Below are 24,355 nucleotides of genomic sequence, written 5' to 3'. Positions count from 1 at the left end.
GCCGATGAAGCGTTTCTATGTGGTCCTGGTGCTGGCCATTGCCCTCGCTCTGGCGCTGGCGGTGGGCATCTCGAAACACACCGGTTATGTGCTGATCAGCTATCCCCATGTGCTGCATTATGAGTCCGGCCTGTGGTCGACCCTGGTGGCAGTGTTTGTCGTCGGCCTGGCGATCTATCTGCTGCGCGTGCTGCTGGGCCTGGTGACGACTTCGGGTGGCGTGGTCAATCCCTGGTCGCGGCGCAATCGCAGCCGGCGGGTGCAGGTGGCTATCGAGCAGGGGCAGATGGACTTGGCGGAAGGCCGCTGGGCCAGTGCCGAGCGGCACCTGCACCGTGCGGCGGAAGCCGAACGCCAGCCATTGCTCTACTACCTCGGCGCGGCTCGGGCGGCCAACGAGCAGGGGCGCTATGAAGAGTCCGACAGCCTGTTGGAGCGTGCCCTGGAGCGTCAGCCCCAGGCCGAGCTGGCGATTGCCTTGAGCCACGCACAGTTGCAGATGGACCGTGGCGACACGGACGCAGCCCTCGTGACGCTGCAGGCCATGCATGAGCGCCATCCGCACAACGCCCAGGTATTGCGCCAGCTCCAGCGCCTGCACCAGCAGCGTGGTGACTGGTCCTCGGTGATCCGGCTCTTGCCGGAGCTGCGCAAGGATAAAGTGCTGCCAGCCACCGAGCTGGCGGATCTGGAGCGCCGGGCCTGGGGTGAAAACCTGAGCCTGGCCGTCCAGCGTGAAGAGCATGGTGAGGCCGGCCTGCAGTCCCTTGAGCGGGCCTGGCAGCAATTGACCTCGGCCCAGCGCCAGGAGCCCCAACTGGTACTGGCCTATGCCGAACAGTTGCGCCAACTGGGCGCCGATGCCAAGGCCGAAGAGGCTTTGCGTGTTGCGCTCAAGCGCGGCTACGACAGTCACCTGATCCGGTTGTATGGCCTGCTGCGCGGTGGCGATCCGGCACGGCAGTTGAAGTTCGCCGAAGGCTGGCTCAAGGACCATCCGGGCGATGCCAGTTTGTTGCTGACGCTGGGTCGGCTCTGCCTGCAAAACAGTTTGTGGGGCAAGGCGCGGGACTATCTGGAAAGCAGCCTGCAGGTTCAACGCAACCCCGAGGCCTGTGCCGAGTTGGCGCGATTGCTCGCGCAGCTGGGTGATACCGAGCGCAGTAATCAACTGTTCCAGGAGGGCCTGGGGCTGTTGGACAGCCGCCTGCTGGCTTCACCGCTACCGGTGCCTGCACGGGTCTGACGTAGGATGTTTTGAAGGGCTGGCTCAGAAGCATCTGGCAACCAGTCCTTCAAAATCCCTCGGTTTTGCGGATTCAGGGGCTTGAGGTGGTTTCCCACAGGGCACCACGTAAAGTTACCTGCCCTCTGACGGGATATCCCTGCGATCTCGCGGAAGTGTCTGCTCCAGCGCGTATTGAAAGGGGTAAGGTCTTTCCTCTACCGTAACGACCTATCTCTTGCGTTACGGATAAACAATGTCTTTGGCCCCTTCACGCTCCTTGTTCTTCCTGGCGTTCATGGCCGGTGTGCTGACGTTGGGCGCGTCGTTTTACCTGGAATACGGGGCTCTTTTGCGGCCTTGTTTCCTATGCCTGATCCAGCGCAGCCTGCTGGCGGTGTTCACCCTGATCAACTTCATAGCGGCGATCCACGGCCCCAGGCGCGTGGGCATCTACCTGTACTGGGCGGCGAGCATGGGCTGTGCGTTGCTCGGCGCAGTGACAGCGGTGCGCCAGGTGCTATTGCAGAACATCCCGCCTGACCAGGTTCCCAACTGCTGGCCAAGCCTGGAATACATGATCGAAAACCTGTCGCTGGGGCAAGCCCTGCAGTTGGCGTTCAAGGGCACTGTCGACTGTGTGGAAATCAACTGGACGTTGTTTGACCTGAGCATCCCGGAGTGGAGCCTGCTGTTCTTCGTGGCAATGCTCCTACTGGGGGTGACGCAGTTTTCCCGACTGTTACCCGGTCAGAATCTACGGTTTGTGAAGCACTGACTGGTTGGGTTGGTTCGTAGGATGGGATTAAACACTTGTATGAACTTTCTGGTCTGCGTACCTTGAAGCCATAGTCGTGGGGGCATAATCTGGCCCGCACGCGTTATTGAAACAGTTTGTTCGATGCGGCGTTGTCCGCTTGCCGCTTTATCCTCGACGCATCGCGCGGGTGAAAGCGGCACCGCCCATAAGGGAAGAGATCATCATGTTGGAAAGTTGTCAGAATGCTCAGGAACGCTGGGGTGGTGTGCATAAGCTGATCGACAGCTGGTTGAAGGCACGTCACGAATTGGTTCGGGCCTTTGATGCTCTGGGTGAGAAGCCTGAAGCGCTGGCTGAGAACCGCAAGCCTCTGCAGGAGTTCTGTGGTGTCTTGGTGGACTACGTCTCGGCAGGGCACTTCGGGGTCTATGAGCAACTGACCAAGGAGGCCGAGGCCTTCGATGACCAGCGTGGCCTGGATTTGGCCAAGACCATTTACCCGCGTATCGACGTCATCACCGAAAAGCTCCTGGCGTTTAACGACCTTTGCGACAAGGGTGAGTGCGTTGCCGCGAAATTCAAAGAGCTGGGTGGCCTGCTCCATGAGCGTTTCGAACTGGAAGACTGCTTGATCGAAGTGCTGCACAACGCCCACAAGGAAGAGCCTGCAACCCAGGCTTGAGCCTCAGCGGCAAGACAAAAAACGGTGCGCATGGCGCACCGTTTTTCGTTGGGCTCAGGCACCGATTGCGAGCAGCTCAATCTCGAAAACCAGCGGTGTGTAAGGTGCGATCAACTGGCCCGCACCGTCTGCGCCATAGGCCTGTGCAGAAGGAATCACCAGGCGCCATCTTGCGCCTACCGGCATCTGTTGCAGCGCGCTTTGCCAGCCGCTGATCACGCTGTCCAGGCGAAACCATTGGGGCTGCGTGCTCTGGTCGAAAACCGTCCCATCCGGCAATCGCCCCACGTACTTCACCTGCACCCGATCATTGGCGCCTGGCTTTTTCCCGCTTCCAGGGGCCAACTCCGTGAACAAGATACCGTCTGCCAATTCGCGCGCACCGTTCCTGGCTTTTTCCGTGCTCAGAAATTGTTGTTCGGCGGCGAGAGCCTTTTCGCTTTGCGGCACTTGTGCCTCGCTGCTGGCTTGCGCTTCGTGTTGGGCGAGGATCTGAGCGATGCGTGCGTCATCCAGGGCCAGGGGCTTGCCTTGATAGGCTTGCTTGAGGCCGTCGAGCAAGGCCTGGATCTGCAGGTCGGGGACTTCCTGGCGCAGGCGTTCGCCAAGGCTGGCGCCCAGGCTGTAGGCCAGGTCGTGGCTGTCTTTGGACGCTGCTGGCTCACTCGCGTTGGCCACTGAAAACGACAAACCCAGGATGAAAAAAAGGTAACGCGACATGGGTATTCTCCAGCCGAAAGTGCGGTGGATTATGCCAGTGTGGAGGGGTAAAGAATGGAGTGGTTTTTCGTTATATCGATAAGAATTTTTGTGCGGTGCAACGCAACGCATTCGATACTGTCAACATGCCCTAGCGGCGGTAAGAGCAGAGGGCTAGTATGAGCCGCACCCACGTCAGCCAGGAGGTAAACCATGTCGGCCAAACAGAAGCCTGTTAATACCCCGTTGCACTTGCTCCAACAACTCTCGGGCAGCCTGCTCGAACATTTGGAAAGTGCTTGCTCCCAAGCCTTGGCTGATGCAGAGAAATTGCTCGCCAAGCTGGAAAAGCAACGCGGTAAGGCTCAAGAAAAACTGCATAAATCCCGCACCAAACTGCAAGACGCCGCGACTGCCGGCAAAGCCAAGGCGCAAACCAAAGCCAAGGGCGCTGTCAAAGAACTTGAGGACTTGCTCGATGCCCTCAAGGATCGTCAATCCGAAACCCGCACCTACATCCTTCAACTCAAGCGTGATGCCCAAGAGAGCCTGAAACTGGCCCAGGGCGTTGGTCGTGTGAAAGAAGCAGTGGCCAAAGTGTTGAGCACTCGTACACCGGCCAAGGCAGTTGCGGCCAAGGCTTCGGCTAAAGTTGCGGCCAAGCCTGCTGCTAAAAAAGCGCCTGCAAAATCGGTCGCCAAGCCAGTGGCCAAAACCGCTGCTGCGAAACCAGCCGCCAAGCCAGCTGCTAAAACCGCTGCTGCGAAACCAGCCGCCAAGCCAGCTGCTAAAACTGCTGCTGCGAAACCAGCCGCCAAGCCAGCTGCTAAAACCGCTGCTGCGAAACCAGCCGCCAAGCCAGCTGCCAAACCTGCTGCTGCGAAACCAGCCGCCAAGCCAGCCGCTAAAACTGCTGCTGCGAAACCAGCCGCCAAGCCGGCTGCTAAAACCGCTGCTGCGAAACCAGCCGCCAAGCCAGCAGCTAAACCTGCTGCTGCGAAACCAGCCGCTAAGCCAGCTGCCAAACCTGCTGCTGCAAAACCAGCCGCTAAGCCAGTTGCTAAAACCGCTGCTGCAAAACCAGCCGCCAAGCCAGCTGCTAAACCTGCTGCTGCAAAACCAGCCGCCAAGCCAACTGCCAAACCTGCTGCTGCAAAACCAGCCGCCAAGCCAGCTGCCAAACCTGCTGCTGCGAAACCAGCCGCCAAGCCAGCTGCCAAACCTGCTGCTGCAAAACCAGCTGCCAAGCCAGCCGCCAAACCTGCTGCTGCAAAGCCCGCGACCCCCGCTGCGCCGGCAGCTCCAACTGCTACCCCGGCACCGGCCAGCAGCACGCCTGCTCCGGTAGTGCCAGGTACCACCCCAACCAGCGCTTCTTAAGTGCCGGTGGCCGCGACGCGCAGCTGATGCAGCGCGTCGTGGTCGAAGTTGGCGGCTTCGGTCGCCAGTGCTTCAAGCCATGCCTGATCTGTGGCGTGCTCCCCCGCTGGCCAACGCTGTGCCAGTGCCTCCAGACGCAATAGCAACTGCCGTTCGGCCTCCAGTTCCAGGGCTTTGACCTGCTCGCGCAACGCCCCCAGCTCCACATCCTGCTGTGCCATGCAACGCCATTGTTTGCGCACCCTGCGCAAGGGCTGCACGACATCTGCCTGCCAGGGCTCGGCGATTGTTCGCAGCGCCTGTACGCGTCCAGGCTCCAGCGCGACCCCGCGCTGTTCCAGCCACAACCCACACAACAACAGACACACATCGGCCCCTTGCTCCTGCAAGCGCAGGCAGGCATCTTCAGCACCCGCACGGGCGTAGGTCGAGAGGGCAAAGCTCCACAGGTCAGCGCACATGTTCACACCCAAGCCAGCGGCTAACGAAGCTGGTAGACTCCGCCGCCATTATGATCCGACTTCAAAGCCTAACATTACAGCGTGGCCCGCAACGTCTTCTTGAAGACGCCGAGCTGACCCTGCACGCCGGTCACAAAGCCGGCCTGATCGGTGCCAATGGCGCCGGCAAATCCACGTTGTTCGCCCTGTTGCTCGGTGAGCTGACCCCGGATTCCGGGGACTGCCTGCTGCCAGCCGACTGGCGTATCGCCCATATGCGCCAGGAGATCGACACCCTGGACCGCATCGCGATCGACTACGTGCTCGATGGCGACCTGCGCCTGCGCCAGGTGCAACACGACCTGGCCGAGGCCGAGAAAGCCCAGGACGGTGCCGCCCAGGCCCGCCTGCACTCGGAACTCGACAGTGCCGACGGTTACACCGCCGACGCCCGAGCGCGCAAGATGCTCGCCGGCCTGGGGTTCACCAACGAACAGATGGATCGCCCGGTCGCCGACTTCTCCGGTGGCTGGCGCATGCGCCTGAACCTGGCCCAGGCATTGATGTGCCCCTCGGACCTGTTGCTGCTCGACGAACCCACCAACCACTTGGATCTCGATGCGATCCTATGGCTGGAGGATTTCCTCAAGAGCTACCCGGGCACCTTGCTGCTGATTTCCCACGACCGGGATTTCCTCGACGCTGTGGTCGATAACATCGCCCATGTCGAACAGAAAAAAATCACCCTCTATCGCGGCGGCTACACCGCGTTCGAGCGGGCCCGCGCCGAACGCCTGGCCCAGCAGCAACAGGCTTTCGAGAAGCAACAGGCGCAGCGTGCGCACATGGAAAGCTACATCGCCCGGTTCAAGGCCCAGGCCACCAAGGCCCGCCAGGCTCAGAGCCGGATCAAGGCGTTGGAGCGCATGGAAGAGCTGTCGGCGGCCCACGTCGATTCGCCATTCGACTTTGTGTTCCGCGAATCGGTGAAAATCTCCAGCCCCTTGCTGGACCTCTCGGATGCACGCCTTGGCTATGGCGACAAAACCATCCTGGAGAAGGTCAAGCTGCAGCTCACCCCGGGTGCGCGCATCGGTTTGCTCGGGCCCAACGGCGCGGGCAAATCGACGCTGATCAAGAACCTTTCCGGTGAGCTGCAACCCCTGGCCGGGCGCCTGACCCGTGGCGAGAACCTGGTGGTGGGCTACTTCGCCCAGCATCAGCTGGACTCCCTCGACTCCAAGGCCAGCCCGCTCCTGCATTTGCAGCGCCTGGCGCCCACCGAGCGCGAGCAGACCCTGCGCGACTTCCTGGGTGGTTTCGACTTCCGTGGCGCGCGCATCGATGAGCCGGTGTTGAATTTCTCGGGCGGCGAAAAAGCCCGTTTGGCCCTGGCGTTGATCGCCTGGGACCGGCCAAACCTGCTGCTGCTCGACGAACCGACCAACCACCTGGACCTGGAAATGCGCCTGGCGCTGACCATGGCCCTGCAGGAATTCAGCGGTGCAGTACTGGTGGTGTCTCACGACCGCCACTTGCTCAAGAGCACCACTGATAACTTCCTGCTGGTAGCTGATGGAAAAGTCGAAGAGTTCGATGGCGACCTGGACGACTACGCCCGTTGGCTGACTGACTATCGACTGCGCAACGCGCCGGTCAGCAACACCCCGGTCAACCCGGACAAGACCGACAAGAAAGCCCAGCGCCAGGCTGCCGCGGCCCTGCGCCAGCAATTGGCACCGCACAAACGCGAAGCCGACAAGCTCGAGGCCGAACTGGGCAAGGTCCACGAACGCCTGGCCAAGATCGAAGCCAGCCTCGGCGACAGCGCCGTGTACGAAGCGGCCCGCAAGGATGAACTGCGCGACCTGCTGGCCGAACAGGCCAAGCTGAAGGTGCGCGAAGGGCAATTGGAGGAAACCTGGATGGAAGCCCTCGAACTGCTGGAAGGCCTGCAAGCGGAGCTGGAGGCACTGTCCTGATGGAAGCCTTGCAACTGCCGCTGCCCGCGCAATGGATCGAACCGGTGTGGGTCGGCGTGCAAATCCTGCTGATCCTGCTGGCCGGCTACCTGGCCCAGCGCTTCGTCGCCAAGGGCCTGACGCGCCTGGGCGAGCGCTACCCGTTCCCGCCGCAACTGCTGATGCCCCTGCGCGGTGGCCTGCGCTGGCTGATCATGGGCAGTGCGCTGATCTTCGTCCTCGAGCGCCTGGGGGTGTCGGCCACCGTGCTGTGGACCGCGTTGTCGGGCTTTGTGGCCGTGGCAGCGGTGGCGTTCTTTGCCATGTGGTCGGTGTTGTCCAACCTGCTGTGCGCGATCCTGATCTTCACCGTCGGGCCGTTTCGCCTGGGTGATGTGGTGGAGTTGGTGGATACCGTCGACAAGCCTGGCGTCAAAGGTCGGGTGATCGCGATCAACCTGCTTTACACCACACTGATCGAAGTGGCCGAGGCGGGCACCGACAGCGCTGTGGTGCAAGTGCCCAACAGCCTGTTCTTCCAGCGTTCGGTACGCCGCTGGCGCGGTAGCGACGTCAGCCCCATATCCTGAAAAAACTCTAGCCAGCCCTTGGCCCTCGGAGTTAGCTTAGTGCTCACGACGAATTTGCTACGAGGTGTGTAATGGCGCTCGACACATGGCTGGCCTTCTTCCTGGCCAGCTGGATCATCAGTCTCTCTCCCGGCGCGGGCGCCATCGCCTCGATGTCCAGCGGCCTGCAATACGGTTTTGTGCGCGGCTACTGGAATGCCATCGGCCTGCAACTGGGCCTGGCGATGCAGATTGCCGTGGTGGCCGGCGGCCTTGGGGCGGTGCTTGCGGCGTCGTCTACCGCCTTCTACGCGATCAAATGGTTCGGCGTGGCCTACCTTGTGTACCTGGCCGTCAAGCAATGGCGTGCCTTGCCCATGGACCTGACCGATGACGCTGCCGTGCGCCCCATCGGCAAGCCCATGGCGATGATGTTCCGTGGTTTTCTGGTGAACGCCAGCAACCCCAAGGCGCTGGTGTTCATGCTGGCGGTGCTGCCGCAGTTCGTGAACCCGCAGGCGCCGCTGCTGATCCAGTACCTGATCCTCGGCGCGACGATGATCGGCGTGGATATGATCGTAATGGCCGGCTACACGGGGCTTGCGTCCAAAGTGTTGCGCCTGTTGCGCACGCCCAAGCAGCAGAAACGCGTGAACCGCACGTTTGCCGGGTTGTTCGTGGGCGCTGCGGGTTTCCTCGCCAGCCTGCACCGCGCCACCGCCTGACTGAATAAACCCAATCAAAACTGTGGGAGCTGGCTTGCCTGCGATACACGCGCCGCGGTGTCACTGATACACCGCGCTGATGCGATCGCCGGCAAGCCAGCTCCCACATTGATGTGTGCTAGCCGAGCCATTGAGGTTCAGCGCAGGATTTTCGGCGCTTCGTCCCTTGGCAGGTTATTGCGCAACGCAGGCTGGCCGGGCTCTTGATAGCCGCCGCCCAACTGCTCTTGTAGCTGGCGTGCCACGTCCTCACCCAAGGCTTTCGACACTTCCCTCACCACCCGTGGCCGGTTCAGGTTCACGCGCACATCACGACTGCTCACCAGCTTGGTGTCCTGGCCTTCGCCCATGGCGGTAAACGCCGAGGTGATTTCATAGGTGCGGGTGTTGATCAGACTGAAATCCGCCACCACGCTCAGCCCCAGCACCGCCGAATAGCTGCTGGTGTGATCCAGGGCGTTGATGTCCCGGGTGAAGTCGATGTCCGATAGGGTGCCGAACAGCACATAGTCCGCACCCTTGAAGTGGCCGGCCTTGATCCGCTTGATCACGTCGTACACATCGCCCTTGGCTTCGCTGGTGTAGGGCGTGCCCTGGACCAGTTGGAACTGGCGCGACTTGAGGATCTCGCCCTTGATATCACCGCTGAATTTGCGCAGTTCGCCCTGTTCGATGTAGCTGCTGCGGCTTTCAAACTCGCTGTAGCTGGACGCGCCACTGGCGTTATAGGCGCTGGCCTGGAAGTTGTTGCTGGCCGAGACTGCGTGGATGTATTCCTCTACGCGCGCCTCGTAGGCCAGGTCTGTGACGGCAATTTTCGGTGCCGCCCAGGCGCCAAACGTGCAAAGCAAGCCGATGATGCCGATCCATAGGCGCATGGTTTAGCGCTCCGTGGTCTTGCGGATTTCTTTTTCGTCCATCCATTCGGCCAGGCCGCTTTCGACGTCGACCAGTTGCAGGCTGAACTTGTAGAACACGTCCTTGTAGTCGGCACTGCGCTTGACGATGGAGCTGATGGAGCCTTCCAGGCGGTACTTGGCCGCGACCATGTTGCCGGTCTTGCTGACCGTGGACTTCTTGTACAGGCCGCTCTGGTTTTGCAGCTTGAGCTGGTCGACCTGGCTTTGCATGTCGGTGTTGTCGCTGGCGAAGCGGGCGGTGCCGGTCTTCATCAGTTGGGTCTTGATCGAGGTGGTGATCTCGCGGGTATCGATGTATTCGCTGGTCTTGTTCTTCACGTCATACACCTGCACCACCGGGCGGCCCTGGAGAATGCCGGACTGCGCCAGGGAGCGGGTCATGCTTTCGGCGATCATCTGCAGGTCGGTGGACCCGAACTCGTTGGTCACCAATTCCACGGCCTTGGTATCGCCGTAGCTGATGTTTTTGCCGCCGATGACCGGCGAGGTGTTGGCGCAGCCGCTGGCCAGGGCGGCGATCACGGCGAGGAACGAAAAGCGTGCAAACATGGGAAGGTCTCTCGAAAACTGAATAGGGGGCAGGTTCAAGGCGTCTTGACTTCAAGGCGGAAGTCGGCGGCCTGGGGCAGGTTGGCGATAGCCGGCAGGAAAGTGGCCTGGTTGGCGTAGAGGTTCAGCACTTTCCAGGTTTCTTCGTCGCCCACCGGGAAGCCATCGGCGCCCAGCCAGGCGAAGCGGTAATACATCATCTGGTTGCTGCTGGTGATGTTGCTCAACTGCACCTTGGCGGTCAGGAAGCCGTTTTCGCGGGCCACGCGAATCGCGCCCACGGCAATCCCCTTGAACTTGCCCATCACCACGACTTTGCTCGCCGCGCTGCCAGGTTCCGGCGGCGGGGTGGCGCAACCGGCGAGGAAAATCAGCGCCAGGGCGCCGAGGATGAAATGACGCATAGCGTGCTCCTTAAGGTTGTTTGAGGCTGGCCACGGCCTGGCCCGGGTTGCTCGCGACCACATGGGCCGCCAGGCCGCTGGCGAATACCTGGTTGCCGACCACGCGCAAGGTAATCACCTGGTGGGGTTGTTCGGCCTTGACCGTCACCAGCGTGCCGCCCAGGGCATTGGGCAGGCTCACTTGGTGCTCGCCATGCTTGAGGCGCAGGCGCGTGACCTGGGTGACGTCCGGCAGGGTGCGCCAGGTGCGGGTGTCGGCGCCCTCGGTGACGGCGGAGGCGATGCCCAACACTAGGCCGGCCATGGGGTTGGTCTGGTTCAGGTTCTTTTGTGTCACACCACGGCTGATGGCGCGCACGGTGGTGCGCAGGATGATCCCTGGCATGTCGTCGCGCAGGGCGCGGCGGGACATGGCGGTGGTGCTGTTGAGGGCCGTGAGGTTCTGCTGCCGGCCATCGACGCCGATCTGCGCAAAGGTGGCCGTCGAGGTGTCTGGCTTGATCACCGGGAACGACAGCGGTGTGATTACCCAATGCCCGTCGATAGGGATCGGCAGTGGCAGGCGGATCGAGTCGCGAGCCGGCGCCAGGCCGCTCTGGACTACGATCAGCACGTCGCTTTCGTCAGCCGCCACGCTGGGCGCGTCCAGATCGAGCAGGGCCTGTTCCAGCAGCGGTGTGTTGGGGCGCAGTTCGGCGGCCTTGCGATAGCCCGGCGCGGCCAGGTCTTTTTCACCCAGGGCTTCGTAGACGAAACCGGCCAGGTAATGACTGAAAGCGCTCTGGTAGCTGTTCTTCAGGCCCACCACGTCCGGCGCGTCGAGGCTTTCCACCGGGTAGCCGCGCAAGTCCTTGAACTGGGTGGCGACGCCCTGGCGTTCGGCTGCGTTTTCGCGCTTGAGGTATTCCTTGTCCCGTAGTTCGGCGATCACCGCTTCGCGTTCGTGGGTTTTCTTGATTTCGGTCCGGGCGCCGTCGAAGTCGTTGACCGCCAGCAGATTCAACGCCATCTGGGTGGTGAGCATGACTTTTTCATAGTCATACCCTTCGTAGCGCCGCACCTTGTCATTGACCAGGAAGCTGCCGAACTGCGCCAGATAGCGCTCAGTGTCGAACTTGACCGACTCTTCCCACTTGTACACCACCAGGTCTGCGCGGTGCCAGGCCGCCTGGCTGCCGGCCAGGTCACCCTTGGCGCGCAGCAACTCGCCTTTTTCGAAATAGTAGAGAAGGTCTTTGTCTTCGCTGCTGTTGTTTTTCTCCAGCAGGGTCAGTGCACCGTCGACATTGCCGCTGGCCAATTGCTGGTTAGTGGCTTGCAGTTCCGAGTCGTAACTGCGGAACATCGAACAGCCCGACAGCAGCGTGACCGCAGCGAGGGCAAGGGAGATGAAGACGCGAGATGCCATTGGAATGCTGCTTCCCTGAGCGTAATCGGCCGAAGGTGCTGGTCGGGCCGAATAACCAATCGCAGGAAAAGCCTTTCCTACACATTCCTCATAAAACGAGGAGCTGAAATGCCGATTCGCGATAACGAAGGCGGCGCATTATAGGCTTCGTTACTGGCAAAACAATGGCTTTTCCGTGGGTGTATTGAAGACCTGGGCGGGTCATTTCGGCGGACAAAGCACTAACGCCTTGAGTCAAACCCATTAACATTCGACAATATGTTACTTCTTGTTTCCATCTGAGATTCATTCATGACTGCCCCCTCCCGTTTTCTCGCCTGGCTGTTGTTGCCGGCGTTGGTGTCGTGCAGCTTCAATCTGTTGGCTGCCACCGCAGAAGGTGCGCCCCAGGCCCTGCATTTGCTGGACTACATTGGCGCTGACTATCCGCCGACGGTGGAGGCGGGCAAGGTGGTCGATGAGTCCGAATACCGTGAGCAGGTGGAGTTTCTCGGTGTGCTGCAGGGGCTGGTGGCAGACCTGCCCGACAAGCCCGAGCGTGCGGCCCTGGTCAAAGGCGTCGATGAGCTGCTGGGCGCCGTCACCACCCATCAGGACGGCAACGCGGTAGCGCGCCAGGCACGGCAACTGGGTGCGCAATTGGCGGCGGCCTATGAAGTCAGCCAGGCACCGGCCATTACCCCAGACCCGACACGGGGTGCGCCGCTGTACGCCCAGCATTGCTCGGTGTGCCACGGTGACGCCGGGGCGGGCGATGGCCCGGCCGGTGTCGGCATGACCCCGCCGCCGGCCAACCTGCGCGATGCACAGCGCCTGGACCGCCTGAGCCTGTATGGCATCTACAACACCCTGGGCCTGGGCGTCGAAGGCACCGATATGCCGTCGTTCGCCGACCAGTTGGATGACCGTCAGCGCTGGGACCTGGCGACCTATATCGCCGGCTTCACCGCCGACCCGGCCGCAGCAAAAAGCGAAAAATCCTTCAACCTGGCCGACCTTGCCCGCCAGACCCCGGAAGAAGTGCTGGCCGCCGAAGGGCCGGAGGCGGTCCGGGTGTTCCGCGCCCAGCGTGCGCAGCCGCCGCAGGTCCAGCGTGGCCCGGCGCAGTTGCTGGAATACACCGCTGCCACGCTGGACAAGAGCCTGGCGGCGTTCCGCAGTGGCGAGCATGAACAGGCCTACGACCTGTCGGTAGCGGCGTACCTGGAAGGTTTCGAGCTGGTGGAAAGCTCCCTGGATAACGTCGACGCCAATGTGCGCAAGGACACTGAGAAGGCCTTGATGGCCTATCGGCAGTCGTTGCAGGACGGGCTGCCGATCGAGCAAGTCCAACAGCGCCTGGACGTGGCCAAGGGCAAACTCACTGAGTCGGCCGGCCTGTTGGGCGGCGACGGCTTGAGCTGGTCCTTGAGCTACATCTCGGGCTTGCTGATCCTGTTGCGTGAAGGGCTGGAAGCGATCCTGGTGCTGGCGGCGATCCTCGCCTTCCTGCGCAACACCGGCCAGCAATCGGCGGTGCGCAGCGTCAACGTCGGTTGGGCCCTGGCCCTGGTAGCCGGCGCGGCGACCTGGGCGCTGGCGGCATATGTCATTGACGTCAGTGGCGCCCAGCGCGAGTTGCTGGAAGGTTGTACGGCACTGTTCGCCAGCGTGATGGTGCTGTGGCTGGGCGTGTGGATGCATGACCGCCGCCACGCGGCCGCCTGGCAGGACTACATCAAGAGCAGCCTGGTCGGCGGTGGTGGGCGTTTTGGGTTTGCGATCCTGGCGTTCTTCTCGGTGTACCGTGAACTGTTCGAAGTGATCCTGTTCTACGAAACCCTGTGGCTGCAGGCCGGTCCAGCCGGGCATAACGCCGTGTTGGCCGGTGGTGCCACGGCGCTGGTGTTGCTGATGGGCCTGGCGTGGATCATTCTGCGCGGCTCGGCGAAATTGCCGCTGGCGCTGTTCTTCGGGATCAACGCCGCGCTGCTGTGCGCGCTGTCGGTGGTGTTCGCCGGGCATGGCGTCAAGGCATTGCAGGAAGCGGGCATCTTCGGCACCCGGCCGGTGGCGTTCTTTGACTTCGACTGGCTGGGCATCCACGCCGATGCGTATTCATTGAGCGCCCAGGCGGTGGCGATCATTGCGATTGTGGTGTTGTACAGCCGCAGCCGCCTGGCCGAAAAGCGCCGGGTGTCGGCTTCTTAAGCACGCCAGCGGTCAAAAGTGGGGCGGGCTTGCCCGCGATGCAGGCGCCTCGGTGTGTCAGTTAAACCGAGGTGATGCTATCGCAGGCAAGCCAGCTCCCACATCGCTGCTGTGAATAGTCAGAGACGACTCAGTCGTTCTCGTGGGTCAGTTCCAGCACCCGGTCCACCAACTTGTTGATGCCCGATGCCACTTCGCTGATGTTCTTGCCCAACATGTAGGCCGGCGTGCTCACCAGTTTGCGCGCCTTGTCTTCGACGATCTCGTCTACCGCGCATTCCTGGTGGGTGGCGCCCATCTTGTCCAGGGCCGCCGCCGTGTCGGTGTCGTTGCCGATGGTGCAGGTCACGCCGGGGCCGTAGATTTTTGCCGCCAAGGCTGGCGAGATGCAGATCAGCCCCACGGGCTTGGCTGCTTCGGCGAAGGCTTCGGCCAGTGCCAGTACATCCGGGTTGACGCTGCAGCCGGCGCCTTCGACAGCAAAGGTCGATAGGTTCTTCGCCGCACCAAAACCGCCGGGCACGATCAATGCGTCGAACTCCTCCACGCGGGCCTCGCGAATGTCCTTCACCTCGCCCCGGGCGATGCGCGCAGACTCCACCAGAACATTGCGCGACTCGGGCATTTCTTCGCCCGTGAGGTGGTTGATCACATGCATTTGCGCAATATCCGGCGCGAAGCACTGAACCTCGGCGCCGCGCTGGTCCAGGCGCAGCAAGGTGATCACACTTTCATGGATTTCAGCGCCGTCGTACACGCCACAGCCGGAAAGGATCACTGCAATCTTTTTGCTCATGGGCATTTCTCCTGATTTATGGCGTTAAATGTCTACTTATTTTTCGGTCATTGCCAATGGGGCATCCGGCCATTCGCCCTAATCTTGATATGACAATAGTCGACCGGACTGGCCCTTGGACTTCGTTCCTTGCGCGGTACCGTTGTTCATTGCCCTGATTGTGCTCGAGCGGCTGGGCCGCCATGCACAGAAGGCTCTCTACATGGATCGCAACCAAGGCGGGGTGTTCATTATTTGGGGGCGTTCGTTTGGCTCGTTCCCGGAAGAAGACGAAAAAGAGCCGGTGATCTTTGGCGTGACCACGCCTTTGCCAGTTGGAAGCCGCTGTGGGCCAACTGGCAGTTCTATGCGCAACGATGGAGTGAGGCGCGGCTTACTCGATTGGCGTCGTAGGCTCGGGCTTTTTCTCGGCCAGTTGTTCCTGCGCCAATTGGGCCTTCTCGGCGGCGCAGGTTTCCCGGGCCAGGCGGGCGTTGCGGATGCGCCGGCGCAGCCACAAGCCCAGGCCGAGCACGAGCAAGGCGCCCAGCACCCAGAGCTCGTACTTCTTGACGCTGCCCAGCATGCCTTCGAGCACGGCGCCGAAGTGGTAGGCCGCCGCCCCCAGCGCAGCCGCCCAGATCGCCGCGCCAATGCCGTTGAGCAACAGGTAGCGTCCCGGCGGGTAGCCTGACAGGCCGATGGCCACGGGCATGACCGTGCGCAGGCCATAGACGAAACGGAAACTCAGCACCCAGATATCCGGATGCCGGCGGATGTGCTCCAACGCCCGATCACCCATCAACTGCCAGCGTGGCTTGCGTGCCAACAATTTGCGCCCATGCTTGCGGCCCATGAAGTACCAGAGCTGATCGCCGGCGTAGCTGCCGAAGAACGCGACCACCACCACTACGTTGATATCCATGTATCCGCGGAACGCAAGGAAGCCTGCGAGAACCAGAATGGTCTCACCTTCGAAGAACGTCCCCAGGAAGAGGGCAAAGTAGCCAAAGTCATTCAGAAATTGTTGGAGCATTGTCTGGGTGCTGGCGAAATGAACGCGCAGCCTACGCCTTCGTGGACATTCATGAAAGTATCGAGATGTGTCATGAAGTGAACATTTCCTACAGAAACCGTGAATGCGGCGACAGGTCGCATGAGTAAGCACAACTGTCATTCCTTCGTCATAATGACCGCTTATAACTGTCACGCTCGCCCGTCAAGCCGGGCTCAGGAGTCTGCCGTGAGCTTTACCCCCGCCCAACGCCTGTTTCCCGCTACCCGCCTGCGCCGCAACCGTCGTGATGATTTTTCTCGCCGCCTGGTGCGTGAAAACGTACTGACGGTGGATGATCTGATCCTGCCGGTGTTTGTGCTGGACGGTGAAAATCGTCGGGAAGCGGTGGCGTCGATGCCGGGCGTCGAGCGCTTGACCATTGATCTGCTGCTCGAAGAAGCCGCGCAGTGGGTCGAGCTGGGGATTCCGGCGCTGGCACTGTTCCCGGTCACGCCGGCCGGGCTCAAGTCCCTGGACGCCGCCGAGGCCTGGAACCCCGAAGGGATTGCCCAGCGCGCGACCCGCGCCCTGCGCGAGCGCTTTCCGGAGCTGGGGGTGATCACGGACGTGGCGCTGGACCCGTTCACCACCCACGGGCAGGATGGGATCCTGGATGAAGAAGGCTATGTGCAGAACGACATCACCGTCGATGCCCTGGTCAAGCAGGCGCTGTCCCATGCCGCCGCGGGCGCCCAGGTGGTGGCCCCGTCGGACATGATGGACGGTCGTATCCAGGCAATCCGTGAGGCGCTGGAGCTGGCCGGCCACGTCAATGTGCGGATCATGGCCTATTCGGCCAAGTACGCCAGCGCCTACTACGGGCCGTTCCGCGATGCGGTCGGCTCGGCGTTGAACCTGGGCAAGGCCAACAAGGCCTCGTACCAGATGGACCCGGCCAACAGCCACGAAGCCTTGCACGAAGTGGCGGCGGACCTGGCCGAAGGCGCCGATATGGTGATGGTCAAGCCCGGCATGCCGTACCTGGACATCCTTTATAGGGTCAAGGAGGAATTCAAGGTGCCGACCTTTGTCTATCAGGTCAGTGGTGAATACGCCATGCACATGGCTGCGATTCAAAATGGCTGGTTGGGTGAAGGAGTGATCCTCGAGTCCCTGACTGCCTTTAAACGTGCGGGTGCCGATGGCATCCTGACTTACTTTGCCGCCCGTGCCGCCCAATTGCTTAGAGAGCAACAATAGCCCTCACAGGAACACTCGATGAATACCGAAGGACTCACAGACGTTGCCGTAAAAGACGCTCACCCGGTGGTTGAACAGGTGGCCGAAACCCCGCCGGAGCTTGTGCCTGAGCAGCCTGCCGTGATTACTGAGCCGGTGGTGGCGGCACCGCCTATCGTGATTCCGAACCTGGATGACAGCAGCCTGTATATCCATCGCGAGCTGTCCCAACTGCAATTCAACATCCGTGTTCTGGAACAGGCACTGGATGAGTCCTACCCACTGCTCGAGCGCCTGAAGTTCCTGCTGATCTTCTCCAGCAACCTGGACGAGTTCTTCGAGATCCGTGTCGCCGGCCTCAAGAAACAGATCACCTTTGCCCGTGAACAGGCTGGCGCCGATGGCCTGCAGCCGCACCAGGCCCTGGCCCGCATCAGCGAGCTGGTACACGGCCATGTGGACCGTCAATACGCCATCCTCAACGACATCCTGTTGCCGGAACTGGAAAAGCATCAGGTGCGGTTCATCCGTCGGCGCAACTGGACCGTCAAGCTCAAGACCTGGGTGCGTCGCTACTTCCGTGACGAGATCGCGCCGATCATCACCCCGATTGGCCTGGACCCGACGCACCCGTTCCCGCTGCTGGTGAACAAGAGCCTGAACTTTATCGTCGAGCTCGAAGGGATCGATGCCTTTGGCCGTGACTCGGGCCTGGCGATCATCCCGGCGCCGCGCCTGTTGCCACGCATCATCAAGGTACCGGAAGAGGTCGGGGGGGCTGGCGATAACTATGTATTTCTTTCGTCGATGATCCACGCCCATGCCGATGACCTGTTCCAGGGCATGAAGGTCAAGGGCTGCTATCAGTTCCGCCTGACCCGTAACGCTGACCTTGCGGTCGACACCGAAGACGTCGAAGACCTGGCCCGCGCCCTGCGCGGCGAGCTGTTCTCGCGGCGCTACGGCGACGCGGTGCGCCTGGAAGTGGCGGATACCTGCCCCAAACATCTCTCGGACTACCTGCTCAAGCAGTTCAACCTGGCCGAGACCGAGCTGTATCAGGTCAATGGCCCGGTGAACCTGACGCGCCTGTTCAGCATCACCAGCCTGGACAGCCATCCGGAGCTGCAATACACGCCGTTCACTCCGCAGATCCCGAAACTGCTGCAAAACAGCGAGAACATCTTCAGCGTGGTCAGCAAGCAGGACATCTTGCTGCTGCACCCCTTCGAGTCGTTCACCCCGGTGGTCGACCTGCTGCGCCAGGCCGCCAAGGACCCCCATGTACTGGCCGTGCGCCAGACCCTGTACCGCAGCGGCGCCAACTCGGAAATCGTCGATGCGCTGGTGGACGCCGCGCGTAACGGCAAGGAAGTCACGGCGGTGATCGAGCTGCGTGCGCGGTTCGACGAAGAGTCCAACCTGCAACTGGCCAGCCGCCTGCAAGCAGCCGGCGCGGTGGTGATCTATGGTGTGGTCGGCTTCAAGACCCACGCCAAGATGATGTTGATCCTGCGCCGCGAAGCCGGGGAAATCGTGCGTTACGCACACCTGGGCACCGGTAACTATCACGCCGGCAACGCCAAGCTCTACACCGACTACAGCCTGCTGACTTCCGACGACGCACTGTGCGAAGACGTCGGCAAACTGTTCAGCCAGTTGATCGGCATGGGTAAGACGCTGCGCATGAAAAAGCTCCTGCATGCGCCGTTCACCCTGAAGAAGGGCATGCTTGACATGATTGCCCGCGAAACCCAGTTCGCCCTCGACGGCAAGCCGGCGCATATCATCGCCAAGTTCAACTCGCTGACCGACCCGAAGATCATCCGTGCGCTGTACAAGGCCAGCCAGTCCGGCGTGCGCATCGACCTGGTGGTGCGCGGCATGTGCTGCCTGCGTCCGGGTATTGCCGGGGTGTCGCACAATATCCACGTGCGTTCGATCATCGGCCGCTTCCTGGAGCACACGCGGGTGTTCTACTTCCTCAATGGTGGTGAAGAGCAGATGTTCCTTTCCAGTGCCGACTGGATGGAGCGCAACCTCGACAAGCGGGTAGAGACTTGCTTCCCGGTAGAAGGCAAGAAGCTGATCATGCGGGTCAAGAAAGAGCTGGAGAGTTATCTCACCGATAACACCCACAGCTGGAGCCTGCAGTCGGATGGGCGCTACGTGCGCAACACCCCGACCGGCAACCAGAACCCGCGCAGTGCGCAGGCGACGTTACTGGAGCGGCTGGGCAGCCCGCTGCTGGCCGTACGCTGATACTGGCCTGAGCCTACGTCCACCTCTGACCGGTCGGACAGGCGCTTCAGATATGCCAGGTTGGGAGCCGCCTCTTTCCATTCCTAGACTGACACCGGGCTATCAGACGATAGCCGGTGACAGCTAAGGAGTTTCAATGATGGGGCCAGTCGTAGGAATGGGAGTGGGAGGTACGGGGCTACTTGATGCGTTCACTTCGCCGCCAAAGGATTATCGCAGCGCGCACGTGATGGCGTCGGGCATGAGCCAGGCGACGGTCACTTCAGAGGCCCTGGTAAAGGATTCGCTGAAAAGCATCGCCAATATCGACCAGGGTTTGCAGGGCGGCAATGCGTTTCTTGAAGTCAATCCTGATGCCCGTGAGCAGGCAAAAGCGCGTGACCTGGAGCGTGCCAACGGTAACGTGCGCGGTTTTTTGCATGGCGTTCCGATCGCTCTGAAGGATGTCTTTGAAACCAGTGGGAAAATGCAGACCAGCGCGGGTTCCCGTGCGTTGGTGGGATTACCGACGAAAAAAAACGCCAAGGTTGTGGATAACTTGCTCAACGCGGGTGCGGTCATCGTGGGCAAAACCAACATGAGCGAGCTGTCCAACTTTCGCTCCGACGTGCCGGTTGACGGATGGAGTTCCCGTGGCGGGCAAACCCTCAACCCGCATCGGCTGGGAGGGCAGGTGGCGGGTTCGAGTTCCGGTTCGGCGGTGGCGGTTGCCCAGGGGCATGTCCCACTGGCATTGGGGGTCGAGACCAATGGTTCGATCATTGCCCCGGCGGCCTACAACGGTGTGTTCGGGGTAAAAACAACGGCCGGGCTGGTGAGCACCGAGGGCGTGATGACCAGTTCGAGGCTGGACGCGGTGGGCACGTTCACGCGCAACATACGCGATGCCGGCGAAGCGCTGAACGCCATGACACAAACAACCGTCTACACTGCCGGGCTGAAGCCGGATGCCTTGCAGGGCAAGCGGATCGGCTACACCCCAGTGCCCGAGTTGACGCAAGAAGAAGCCAGGGATCCGGCCATGCGCGCGGACAAAAAGCATTTTGAGGACGCTATCCAACTCCTGGCGTCCAAGGGTGCCGTCATGGTGCCGATCACCGCGCCGGATGCTGATGTATCGCAGCAAACCTACCATCAATACAACGCCGCGCTTATTGCCGGCATCAAGCCGAGACTGGAAGCGTACCTGGCCACACGGGAAGGGTTGCCCGTGAAGTCGTTGTCTGAGCTGATTGCATTCAATGAGCGCGACAGGCGGCCGGGGGAGCCTGACCAGGATCTGCTGGCCTTTATCAACGGCCTGCAGCTGACGGATGAGCAGCGCGAGAGCCTGTGGGCATCCGTTATCCCCACGTTCAGCAACGCTCTCGACAAGCCGCTCAATGAACACAAGCTCGATGCCATTGTGTCGAACTTCCACTCACACAGTTACTACGGCGCCGCCGCAGCAGGTTACCCCGGTATATCGGTGCCTTCGGGTATGGATGAGGAGGGGATGCCGACCGCGATTCACTTGTGTGGTACGGGCAACAGCGAGGCCACGTTGCTTTCGATTGCCTATGGCTATGAACAGGCTTCCCAGGCTATCCAGGAGCCGGCCTTCAAGCCGGGTGTGCCACAGACCTCGAGCGTTTAGGGGCGTCGTGAAGTCGCGCACCGGACGCCAGCCAGGCATCCGGTGCGTTGCCAGGTCAGTGGACGTTCAGGGTAAAGCCTACCCGTGTCAGCCATTCGGCCTCCTGGGCAAAATCCGCCTGGGTCAAGGGGTGTTCATCCAGCCAATTTTCGGGGAACACCACATCCAGGCTGTCGCCACGGGCGTGCAGGGTGACCTGCGGCATCTGGTGGGTGCCGCGAATGTGATGGAACAGAATCGCAAAGCGCAGCAGGGCACACAGGCGAATCAGCTTGATGCCCTCGGCGCCGAATTCGGCGAACTTGTCCCTGGGAATATTGCGGCGATGACCGCGCACCAGCAACGCCAGCATCTGCTGGTCTTCCCGGGAAAAACCCGCCAGGTCAGAGTGCTCGATCAGGTACGCGCCGTGCTTATGGTAATGGTAGTGGGCGATATCCAGCCCCACTTCATGGACCTTGGCCGCCCAGCCCAGCAGCTCCCGCCAGACCCCTTCTTCAAGCTCCCAATCCTCGGCGACCTGGTCAAAGGCATGCAGCGCCTTGCGCTCGACCCGTGCCGCTTGTTCCAGGTCGACGTGGTAGCGCTCCATCAGCGAGCCCAGGGTGCGCTCACGCACGTCTTCATGATGATGACGGCCCAGCAGGTCATAGAGCACGCCTTCACGCAGCGCACCATCGCAATGGTCCATACGCTGCAGTTCGAGGGCGTCGAAGATGGCTTCAAGGATCGCCAGGCCGGCCGGGAAGATAGTCCGGCGATCAGGCTTGATGCCCTCGAAGTCGATTTTATCGGCATCACCGAGCTTGAACAGCTTGCGCTTGAGCCACGCCAGGCCTTCGGCATTCACCTCACCAGTGCCATGGCCGCCAGCCTTCAGGGCCAGGCCGATGGCGCGGATGGTGCCGGATGAGCCGATGGCTTCATCCCAGGTCAGGCGATGCAAGGCATGCTCGATGCTCATGATCTCCAGCCGCGCCGCCGTATACGCCTGGGCGTAGCGGGCCGGGGTGATCTTGCCGTCCTTGAAATAACGCTGGGTGTAGCTGACGCAGCCCATTTGCAGGCTCTCACGCAGCAACGGTTCGAAGCGCTGGCCGATGATGAACTCGGTGCTGCCGCCGCCAATGTCCGCCACCAGACGCTTGCCAGGGGTGTCGGCCAGCGTGTGGGAAACGCCGAGGTAGATCAGGCGCGCTTCTTCACGGCCGGAGATGACTTCCACCGGGTGCCCGAGGATCTCCTCGGCGCGGCGGATGAATTCGCCACGGTTGCGCGCTTCGCGCAATGCGTTGGTGCCGACGATACGCACGGCGCCCTGGGGCATGCCATTGATCAGTTGGGCAAAGCGCTTGAGGCAATCGAGCCCGCGTTGCATGGACTCTTCGTTGAGCTTGCGCTCGTCGTCGATGCCGGCAGCCAGTTGTACCTTTTCGCCGAGTCGCTCAAGGATGCGGATCTCACCGTTCTGGGCCTTGGCCACGACCATATGAAAGCTGTTGGAGCCCAGGTCGATGGCGGCGATCAAGGACAGATTCTTGGCTTGGGATTGCGGCATGGTTAGGGGATCTCGGTCGATAACCTCGCCATCGTGCCACGATCAAACGCTGACGCCAACGCGTAGTGCTTGGTGATTTGTCCTACCCCTGCTCTCGATCAAATTTTGTAGGAAATGTAGGGCAAATTTCCGTATGACCGATGACATCACTCTTGGTCCGTGAAGGAAGTTGCACGATTTTTTGCGACTTGGGCTTTTTATGTTATTTCCTACATTATTCACGTAAATGTGCTGGACCATAACTTGTTCCGGACTACTTGGGGGGTTAGTAAAAGGGACAGTTGTTTTTTATGAGTCTCACAGGGTTTAAGGTGTTGTCTTATATTTATTGAGTGGGCCCAGGGGCGAAACTGTCATTCGGCAATCAAGCCGTGGTGTTATTTATCTATGCTTTGTGTTTCAAGGATGAACTAATAATGGAGAACAGAATCTCCGCTCGGATAAATAATGCCTGACACTTTTCAACGACAGGTCGATCATGAAAAAAGCAGTAGGTTTGACAGTAGGCATTATTTGTCTGGCAGCCAGTATTGGCGCTCAAGCAACAAACGTTGCGCAACTGGTCGTACGCGGGACGATCACCCCCACAGCCTGCAATCTGAGCCTGGGCGGCGGTGGCATCATCGACTACGGGACCATTCGCTCCGGTGAACTGTCCCAGACCGCCTTCAACCCCCGTGAAGAGAAAACCACGTCGGTGGCCGTCAACTGCGGCACTACCCCGGCCAAGTTCGCCCTGGCCCTGACTGACCTGCAGGCAGGCAGCAAGGTCACCGGGATCCTCGGCACTGGCTATACCGAGGCGCAGAACTTCGGGCTGGGCGCTGTATCGTCCCGGCGTACCGGAGGGTACTCGGTCACGCTCAGGGACCTGAGGTCTTCAGGTGTCGTGTTGAACCCGATCATGCGGGTCAGCACCGGCGCCTGGCAGAACAGCGACGGGAAAGTCGCGCAGGCACCCAGCCAGTATTCGTGGCGTAACGGCTCTACCGTTACCCCCGCGTCAATCTCCCAGCTGACAGGGGTGATTGCGGTGAAGGCGGTCATCAACAGGGCACAGGACTTGGACCTGACCCGTGATGTCACGCTGGATGGCCGCGCTACTTTAGTACTTAGTTACATCTAAGGACTTATAAAAGCAGCCGATATTGAAACGGAAGTTTTCATAACGCTTTCGTAACTTGTCGGCTGCTTTTGCATGGCTGTTTATTTTCTTGCTGTTTGTCTGGGTTGTTGCGGAGAAACCACGGTGAGTTGTTTTTTGAAAGCAAGTGTGACGCTGTTCTGGTGTGCCGGTTTGTTGTTATGCGCAAGTGGCATTACGGTCGCCGATGGCATGCAGCCCGAAACAACGGTCGTGGTGCTATATGAAGAAGACGGTGAAGCGACGATCAATATCAAGAACACCGACCCGGGGCCCGCGTTACTTCACTCGGTGATTGAAAACATTCCTGAAGATCAAGAGCCATTGTTGATAGTCACGCCGCCGATTACCCGGGTCGAGGCAGGTGAAACCCAGCTCGTGCGTTTTATCAGCACGGCTGGGGCGCCGCTCAAGACCCAGCGGTTGAAACGTGTGTCCTTTGAAGGGATTCCCCAGGCACGTAGCCCCGGTGGTACGACCATTGGCATTACCTTGCGGCAGAACCTGCCACTGATCCTGCACCCCAGGGGGTTGGCCAGGCACCAGGCACCCTGGGAGTTGTTGAAGTGGAAACGCCAGGGCGGCGGCTTGGTTGTGCATAACGACAGCGCATATGTGGTGCGCCTGGCGCTGGAGGTGCAACTGTTGCCCGGCAAGCAACTGGCGACCCTGCCGCGCAGCTATGTCCTGCCGGGTGAAGTACTGGTGGTCGATACCCACGGGCCGCAGTCCGATGTCACCTCGGTGGTTCTGCAGCCCGCGACGGTGTACGGGTTCAGTGTCGACAGCTATCAAGCAGATGTCACCGACCATGGGGTTTGAGCGGGCGGTG

General features: G+C 60.9%; 22 protein-coding genes and 1 pseudogene. 14 read left to right on the top strand and 9 right to left on the bottom strand.

Features of this window, described 5'->3' with window-relative positions; translation table 11 throughout:
• Positions 1–4 precede the first annotated feature (4 nt).
• The 3 genes from BHC62_RS01265 to BHC62_RS01255 all read left to right on the top strand — a co-directional run bounded on the left by BHC62_RS01265 (position 5) and on the right by BHC62_RS01255 (position 2,667).
• The gene (locus tag BHC62_RS01265) at positions 5–1,246 is read left to right on the top strand and encodes a heme biosynthesis protein HemY (protein ID WP_070994034.1); all 1,242 of its coding nucleotides are present in this window, start codon (positions 5–7) and stop codon (positions 1,244–1,246) included.
• 235 nt (positions 1,247–1,481) lie between these two features.
• Positions 1,482–2,003, top strand: a complete 522-nt coding sequence (locus BHC62_RS01260) for a disulfide bond formation protein B (protein ID WP_029289614.1) — start codon at positions 1,482–1,484, stop codon at positions 2,001–2,003.
• Between the two features lie 205 nt (positions 2,004–2,208).
• Positions 2,209–2,667, top strand: coding sequence for an Rsd/AlgQ family anti-sigma factor (locus tag BHC62_RS01255; RefSeq protein ID WP_070994033.1), 459 nt, complete (start codon positions 2,209–2,211; stop codon positions 2,665–2,667).
• A 54-nt stretch (positions 2,668–2,721) separates the two neighbouring features.
• Here the strand turns inward: BHC62_RS01255 and BHC62_RS01250 are convergent, their stop codons facing one another.
• Positions 2,722–3,387: an FKBP-type peptidyl-prolyl cis-trans isomerase gene (locus tag BHC62_RS01250; RefSeq protein ID WP_070994032.1), complete on the bottom strand. Its 666-nt coding sequence runs from the start codon at positions 3,385–3,387 to the stop codon at positions 2,722–2,724.
• Between the two features lie 192 nt (positions 3,388–3,579).
• On the opposite strand from BHC62_RS01250, the gene BHC62_RS27680 reads away from it, so the two are divergent.
• The gene (locus BHC62_RS27680) at positions 3,580–4,746 is read left to right on the top strand and encodes an AlgP family protein (RefSeq protein ID WP_083335403.1); all 1,167 of its coding nucleotides are present in this window, start codon (positions 3,580–3,582) and stop codon (positions 4,744–4,746) included.
• On the opposite strand, the gene BHC62_RS01235 is transcribed toward BHC62_RS27680, so the two are convergent.
• The gene (locus BHC62_RS01235; RefSeq protein ID WP_029289610.1) at positions 4,743–5,207 is read right to left on the bottom strand and encodes a TIGR02444 family protein; all 465 of its coding nucleotides are present in this window, start codon (positions 5,205–5,207) and stop codon (positions 4,743–4,745) included. The genes BHC62_RS27680 and BHC62_RS01235 overlap by 4 nt on opposite strands.
• Before the next feature lie 50 nt (positions 5,208–5,257).
• On the opposite strand from BHC62_RS01235, the gene BHC62_RS01230 reads away from it, so the two are divergent.
• From BHC62_RS01230 to BHC62_RS01220, 3 genes are all read left to right on the top strand, one after another.
• Positions 5,258–7,168 (top strand): ATP-binding cassette domain-containing protein, encoded by a 1,911-nt coding sequence (locus BHC62_RS01230; protein ID WP_029289609.1) that lies wholly within the window; start codon positions 5,258–5,260, stop codon positions 7,166–7,168.
• Positions 7,168–7,737 (top strand): mechanosensitive ion channel family protein, encoded by a 570-nt coding sequence (locus tag BHC62_RS01225; protein WP_029289606.1) that lies wholly within the window; start codon positions 7,168–7,170, stop codon positions 7,735–7,737. Before BHC62_RS01230 ends, BHC62_RS01225 begins: the two co-directional genes overlap by 1 nt.
• A 71-nt stretch (positions 7,738–7,808) precedes the next feature.
• Positions 7,809–8,441: a LysE family transporter gene (locus BHC62_RS01220; protein WP_029289605.1), complete on the top strand. Its 633-nt coding sequence runs from the start codon at positions 7,809–7,811 to the stop codon at positions 8,439–8,441.
• A 137-nt stretch (positions 8,442–8,578) separates the two neighbouring features.
• On the opposite strand, the gene BHC62_RS01215 is transcribed toward BHC62_RS01220, so the two are convergent.
• The 4 genes from BHC62_RS01215 to BHC62_RS01200 are packed head-to-tail and all read right to left on the bottom strand — an operon-like array spanning position 8,579 to position 11,722.
• Positions 8,579–9,319 carry a hypothetical protein gene (locus BHC62_RS01215; protein ID WP_029289603.1) on the bottom strand — a complete coding sequence of 247 codons (741 nt, stop codon included), beginning with the start codon at positions 9,317–9,319 and terminating at the stop codon, positions 8,579–8,581.
• A gap of 3 nt (positions 9,320–9,322) precedes the next feature.
• Positions 9,323–9,910, bottom strand: coding sequence for a penicillin-binding protein activator LpoB (lpoB, locus tag BHC62_RS01210; protein WP_029289601.1), 588 nt, complete (start codon positions 9,908–9,910; stop codon positions 9,323–9,325).
• Between the two features lie 35 nt (positions 9,911–9,945).
• Complete coding sequence (locus BHC62_RS01205; RefSeq protein WP_029289599.1) at positions 9,946–10,314, bottom strand: YcfL family protein; 369 nt, start codon at positions 10,312–10,314, stop codon at positions 9,946–9,948.
• A 10-nt stretch (positions 10,315–10,324) separates the two neighbouring features.
• Positions 10,325–11,722 carry a COG3014 family protein gene (locus BHC62_RS01200; RefSeq protein WP_070994030.1) on the bottom strand — a complete coding sequence of 466 codons (1,398 nt, stop codon included), beginning with the start codon at positions 11,720–11,722 and terminating at the stop codon, positions 10,325–10,327.
• A gap of 291 nt (positions 11,723–12,013) precedes the next feature.
• Here BHC62_RS01200 and BHC62_RS01195 point away from each other — a divergent pair, with 291 nt between their 5' ends.
• Complete coding sequence (locus BHC62_RS01195; protein WP_070994029.1) at positions 12,014–13,912, top strand: FTR1 family protein; 1,899 nt, start codon at positions 12,014–12,016, stop codon at positions 13,910–13,912.
• Positions 13,913–14,042: 130 nt separating this feature from the next.
• Here BHC62_RS01195 and elbB read toward each other — a convergent pair whose 3' ends face one another.
• Entirely contained in the window at positions 14,043–14,708 is a 666-nt protein-coding gene (elbB, locus tag BHC62_RS01190) for an isoprenoid biosynthesis glyoxalase ElbB (RefSeq protein ID WP_029289592.1), read from the bottom strand.
• Positions 14,709–14,889: 181 nt separating this feature from the next.
• Between elbB and BHC62_RS27180 the strand changes: the two are divergent.
• Positions 14,890–15,086 (top strand): annotated as a pseudogene (locus BHC62_RS27180) (hypothetical protein); the annotation flags it as partial.
• Here BHC62_RS27180 and BHC62_RS01185 read toward each other — a convergent pair.
• Positions 15,082–15,723, bottom strand: coding sequence for a DedA family protein (locus tag BHC62_RS01185; RefSeq protein ID WP_029289590.1), 642 nt, complete (start codon positions 15,721–15,723; stop codon positions 15,082–15,084). The pseudogene BHC62_RS27180 and the gene BHC62_RS01185 sit on opposite strands and share 5 nt — an antisense overlap.
• Before the next feature lie 207 nt (positions 15,724–15,930).
• Between BHC62_RS01185 and hemB the strand changes: the two genes are divergently transcribed.
• The 3 genes from hemB (at position 15,931) to BHC62_RS01170 (ending at position 20,821) form a co-directional block, all read left to right on the top strand.
• Positions 15,931–16,944, top strand: coding sequence for a porphobilinogen synthase (gene hemB / locus BHC62_RS01180; RefSeq protein ID WP_070994028.1), 1,014 nt, complete (start codon positions 15,931–15,933; stop codon positions 16,942–16,944).
• A gap of 18 nt (positions 16,945–16,962) precedes the next feature.
• Complete coding sequence (ppk1, locus tag BHC62_RS01175) at positions 16,963–19,185, top strand: polyphosphate kinase 1 (RefSeq protein ID WP_029289586.1); 2,223 nt, start codon at positions 16,963–16,965, stop codon at positions 19,183–19,185.
• Between the two features lie 229 nt (positions 19,186–19,414).
• Positions 19,415–20,821, top strand: a complete 1,407-nt coding sequence (locus tag BHC62_RS01170) for an amidase family protein (protein WP_070994027.1) — start codon at positions 19,415–19,417, stop codon at positions 20,819–20,821.
• A gap of 55 nt (positions 20,822–20,876) precedes the next feature.
• Here the strand turns inward: BHC62_RS01170 and ppx are convergent, their stop codons facing one another.
• Positions 20,877–22,379, bottom strand: coding sequence for an exopolyphosphatase (ppx, locus tag BHC62_RS01165; RefSeq protein WP_029289582.1), 1,503 nt, complete (start codon positions 22,377–22,379; stop codon positions 20,877–20,879).
• Between the two features lie 478 nt (positions 22,380–22,857).
• Between ppx and BHC62_RS01160 the strand changes: the two genes are divergently transcribed.
• Together BHC62_RS01160 and BHC62_RS01155 are read left to right on the top strand one after the other, a co-directional pair.
• A complete protein-coding gene (locus BHC62_RS01160; protein WP_070994026.1) occupies positions 22,858–23,505 on the top strand; it encodes a DUF1120 domain-containing protein in 648 nt (215 codons plus the stop codon).
• A gap of 153 nt (positions 23,506–23,658) precedes the next feature.
• Positions 23,659–24,345, top strand: coding sequence for a fimbria/pilus chaperone family protein (locus BHC62_RS01155; protein WP_071609990.1), 687 nt, complete (start codon positions 23,659–23,661; stop codon positions 24,343–24,345).
• The last annotated feature ends 10 nt before the right edge of the window (positions 24,346–24,355 follow it).

Source organism: Pseudomonas sp. 06C 126 (genome assembly GCF_001855215.1).
In the GTDB taxonomy this organism is placed as follows: domain Bacteria; phylum Pseudomonadota; class Gammaproteobacteria; order Pseudomonadales; family Pseudomonadaceae; genus Aquipseudomonas; species Aquipseudomonas proteolytica.
This window is presented reverse-complemented; position numbering and strand designations above follow the sequence as displayed.

What these genes read in the sequence shown, in the direction of transcription:
- BHC62_RS01260 (WP_029289614.1), top strand. Translation starts at nt 1,482, where the DNA reads ATGTCTTTGGCCCCTTCACGCTCCTTGTTCTTCCTGGCGTTCATGGCC.
- BHC62_RS01235 (WP_029289610.1), bottom strand. Translation starts at nt 5,207, where the DNA reads ATGTGCGCTGACCTGTGGAGCTTTGCCCTCTCGACCTACGCCCGTGCG.
- BHC62_RS01160 (WP_070994026.1), top strand. Translation starts at nt 22,858, where the DNA reads ATGAAAAAAGCAGTAGGTTTGACAGTAGGCATTATTTGTCTGGCAGCC.
- BHC62_RS01170 (WP_070994027.1), top strand. Translation starts at nt 19,415, where the DNA reads ATGGCGTCGGGCATGAGCCAGGCGACGGTCACTTCAGAGGCCCTGGTA.
- elbB (WP_029289592.1), bottom strand. Translation starts at nt 14,708, where the DNA reads ATGAGCAAAAAGATTGCAGTGATCCTTTCCGGCTGTGGCGTGTACGAC.
- ppx (WP_029289582.1), bottom strand. Translation starts at nt 22,379, where the DNA reads ATGCCGCAATCCCAAGCCAAGAATCTGTCCTTGATCGCCGCCATCGAC.
- ppk1 (WP_029289586.1), top strand. Translation starts at nt 16,963, where the DNA reads ATGAATACCGAAGGACTCACAGACGTTGCCGTAAAAGACGCTCACCCG.
- BHC62_RS01230 (WP_029289609.1), top strand. Translation starts at nt 5,258, where the DNA reads ATGATCCGACTTCAAAGCCTAACATTACAGCGTGGCCCGCAACGTCTT.
- BHC62_RS01220 (WP_029289605.1), top strand. Translation starts at nt 7,809, where the DNA reads ATGGCGCTCGACACATGGCTGGCCTTCTTCCTGGCCAGCTGGATCATC.
- BHC62_RS01225 (WP_029289606.1), top strand. Translation starts at nt 7,168, where the DNA reads ATGGAAGCCTTGCAACTGCCGCTGCCCGCGCAATGGATCGAACCGGTG.
- lpoB (WP_029289601.1), bottom strand. Translation starts at nt 9,910, where the DNA reads ATGTTTGCACGCTTTTCGTTCCTCGCCGTGATCGCCGCCCTGGCCAGC.
- BHC62_RS01200 (WP_070994030.1), bottom strand. Translation starts at nt 11,722, where the DNA reads ATGGCATCTCGCGTCTTCATCTCCCTTGCCCTCGCTGCGGTCACGCTG.
- BHC62_RS27680 (WP_083335403.1), top strand. Translation starts at nt 3,580, where the DNA reads ATGTCGGCCAAACAGAAGCCTGTTAATACCCCGTTGCACTTGCTCCAA.
- BHC62_RS01250 (WP_070994032.1), bottom strand. Translation starts at nt 3,387, where the DNA reads ATGTCGCGTTACCTTTTTTTCATCCTGGGTTTGTCGTTTTCAGTGGCC.
- BHC62_RS01205 (WP_029289599.1), bottom strand. Translation starts at nt 10,314, where the DNA reads ATGCGTCATTTCATCCTCGGCGCCCTGGCGCTGATTTTCCTCGCCGGT.
- BHC62_RS01185 (WP_029289590.1), bottom strand. Translation starts at nt 15,723, where the DNA reads ATGCTCCAACAATTTCTGAATGACTTTGGCTACTTTGCCCTCTTCCTG.
- BHC62_RS01215 (WP_029289603.1), bottom strand. Translation starts at nt 9,319, where the DNA reads ATGCGCCTATGGATCGGCATCATCGGCTTGCTTTGCACGTTTGGCGCC.
- BHC62_RS01255 (WP_070994033.1), top strand. Translation starts at nt 2,209, where the DNA reads ATGTTGGAAAGTTGTCAGAATGCTCAGGAACGCTGGGGTGGTGTGCAT.
- BHC62_RS01265 (WP_070994034.1), top strand. Translation starts at nt 5, where the DNA reads ATGAAGCGTTTCTATGTGGTCCTGGTGCTGGCCATTGCCCTCGCTCTG.
- BHC62_RS01195 (WP_070994029.1), top strand. Translation starts at nt 12,014, where the DNA reads ATGACTGCCCCCTCCCGTTTTCTCGCCTGGCTGTTGTTGCCGGCGTTG.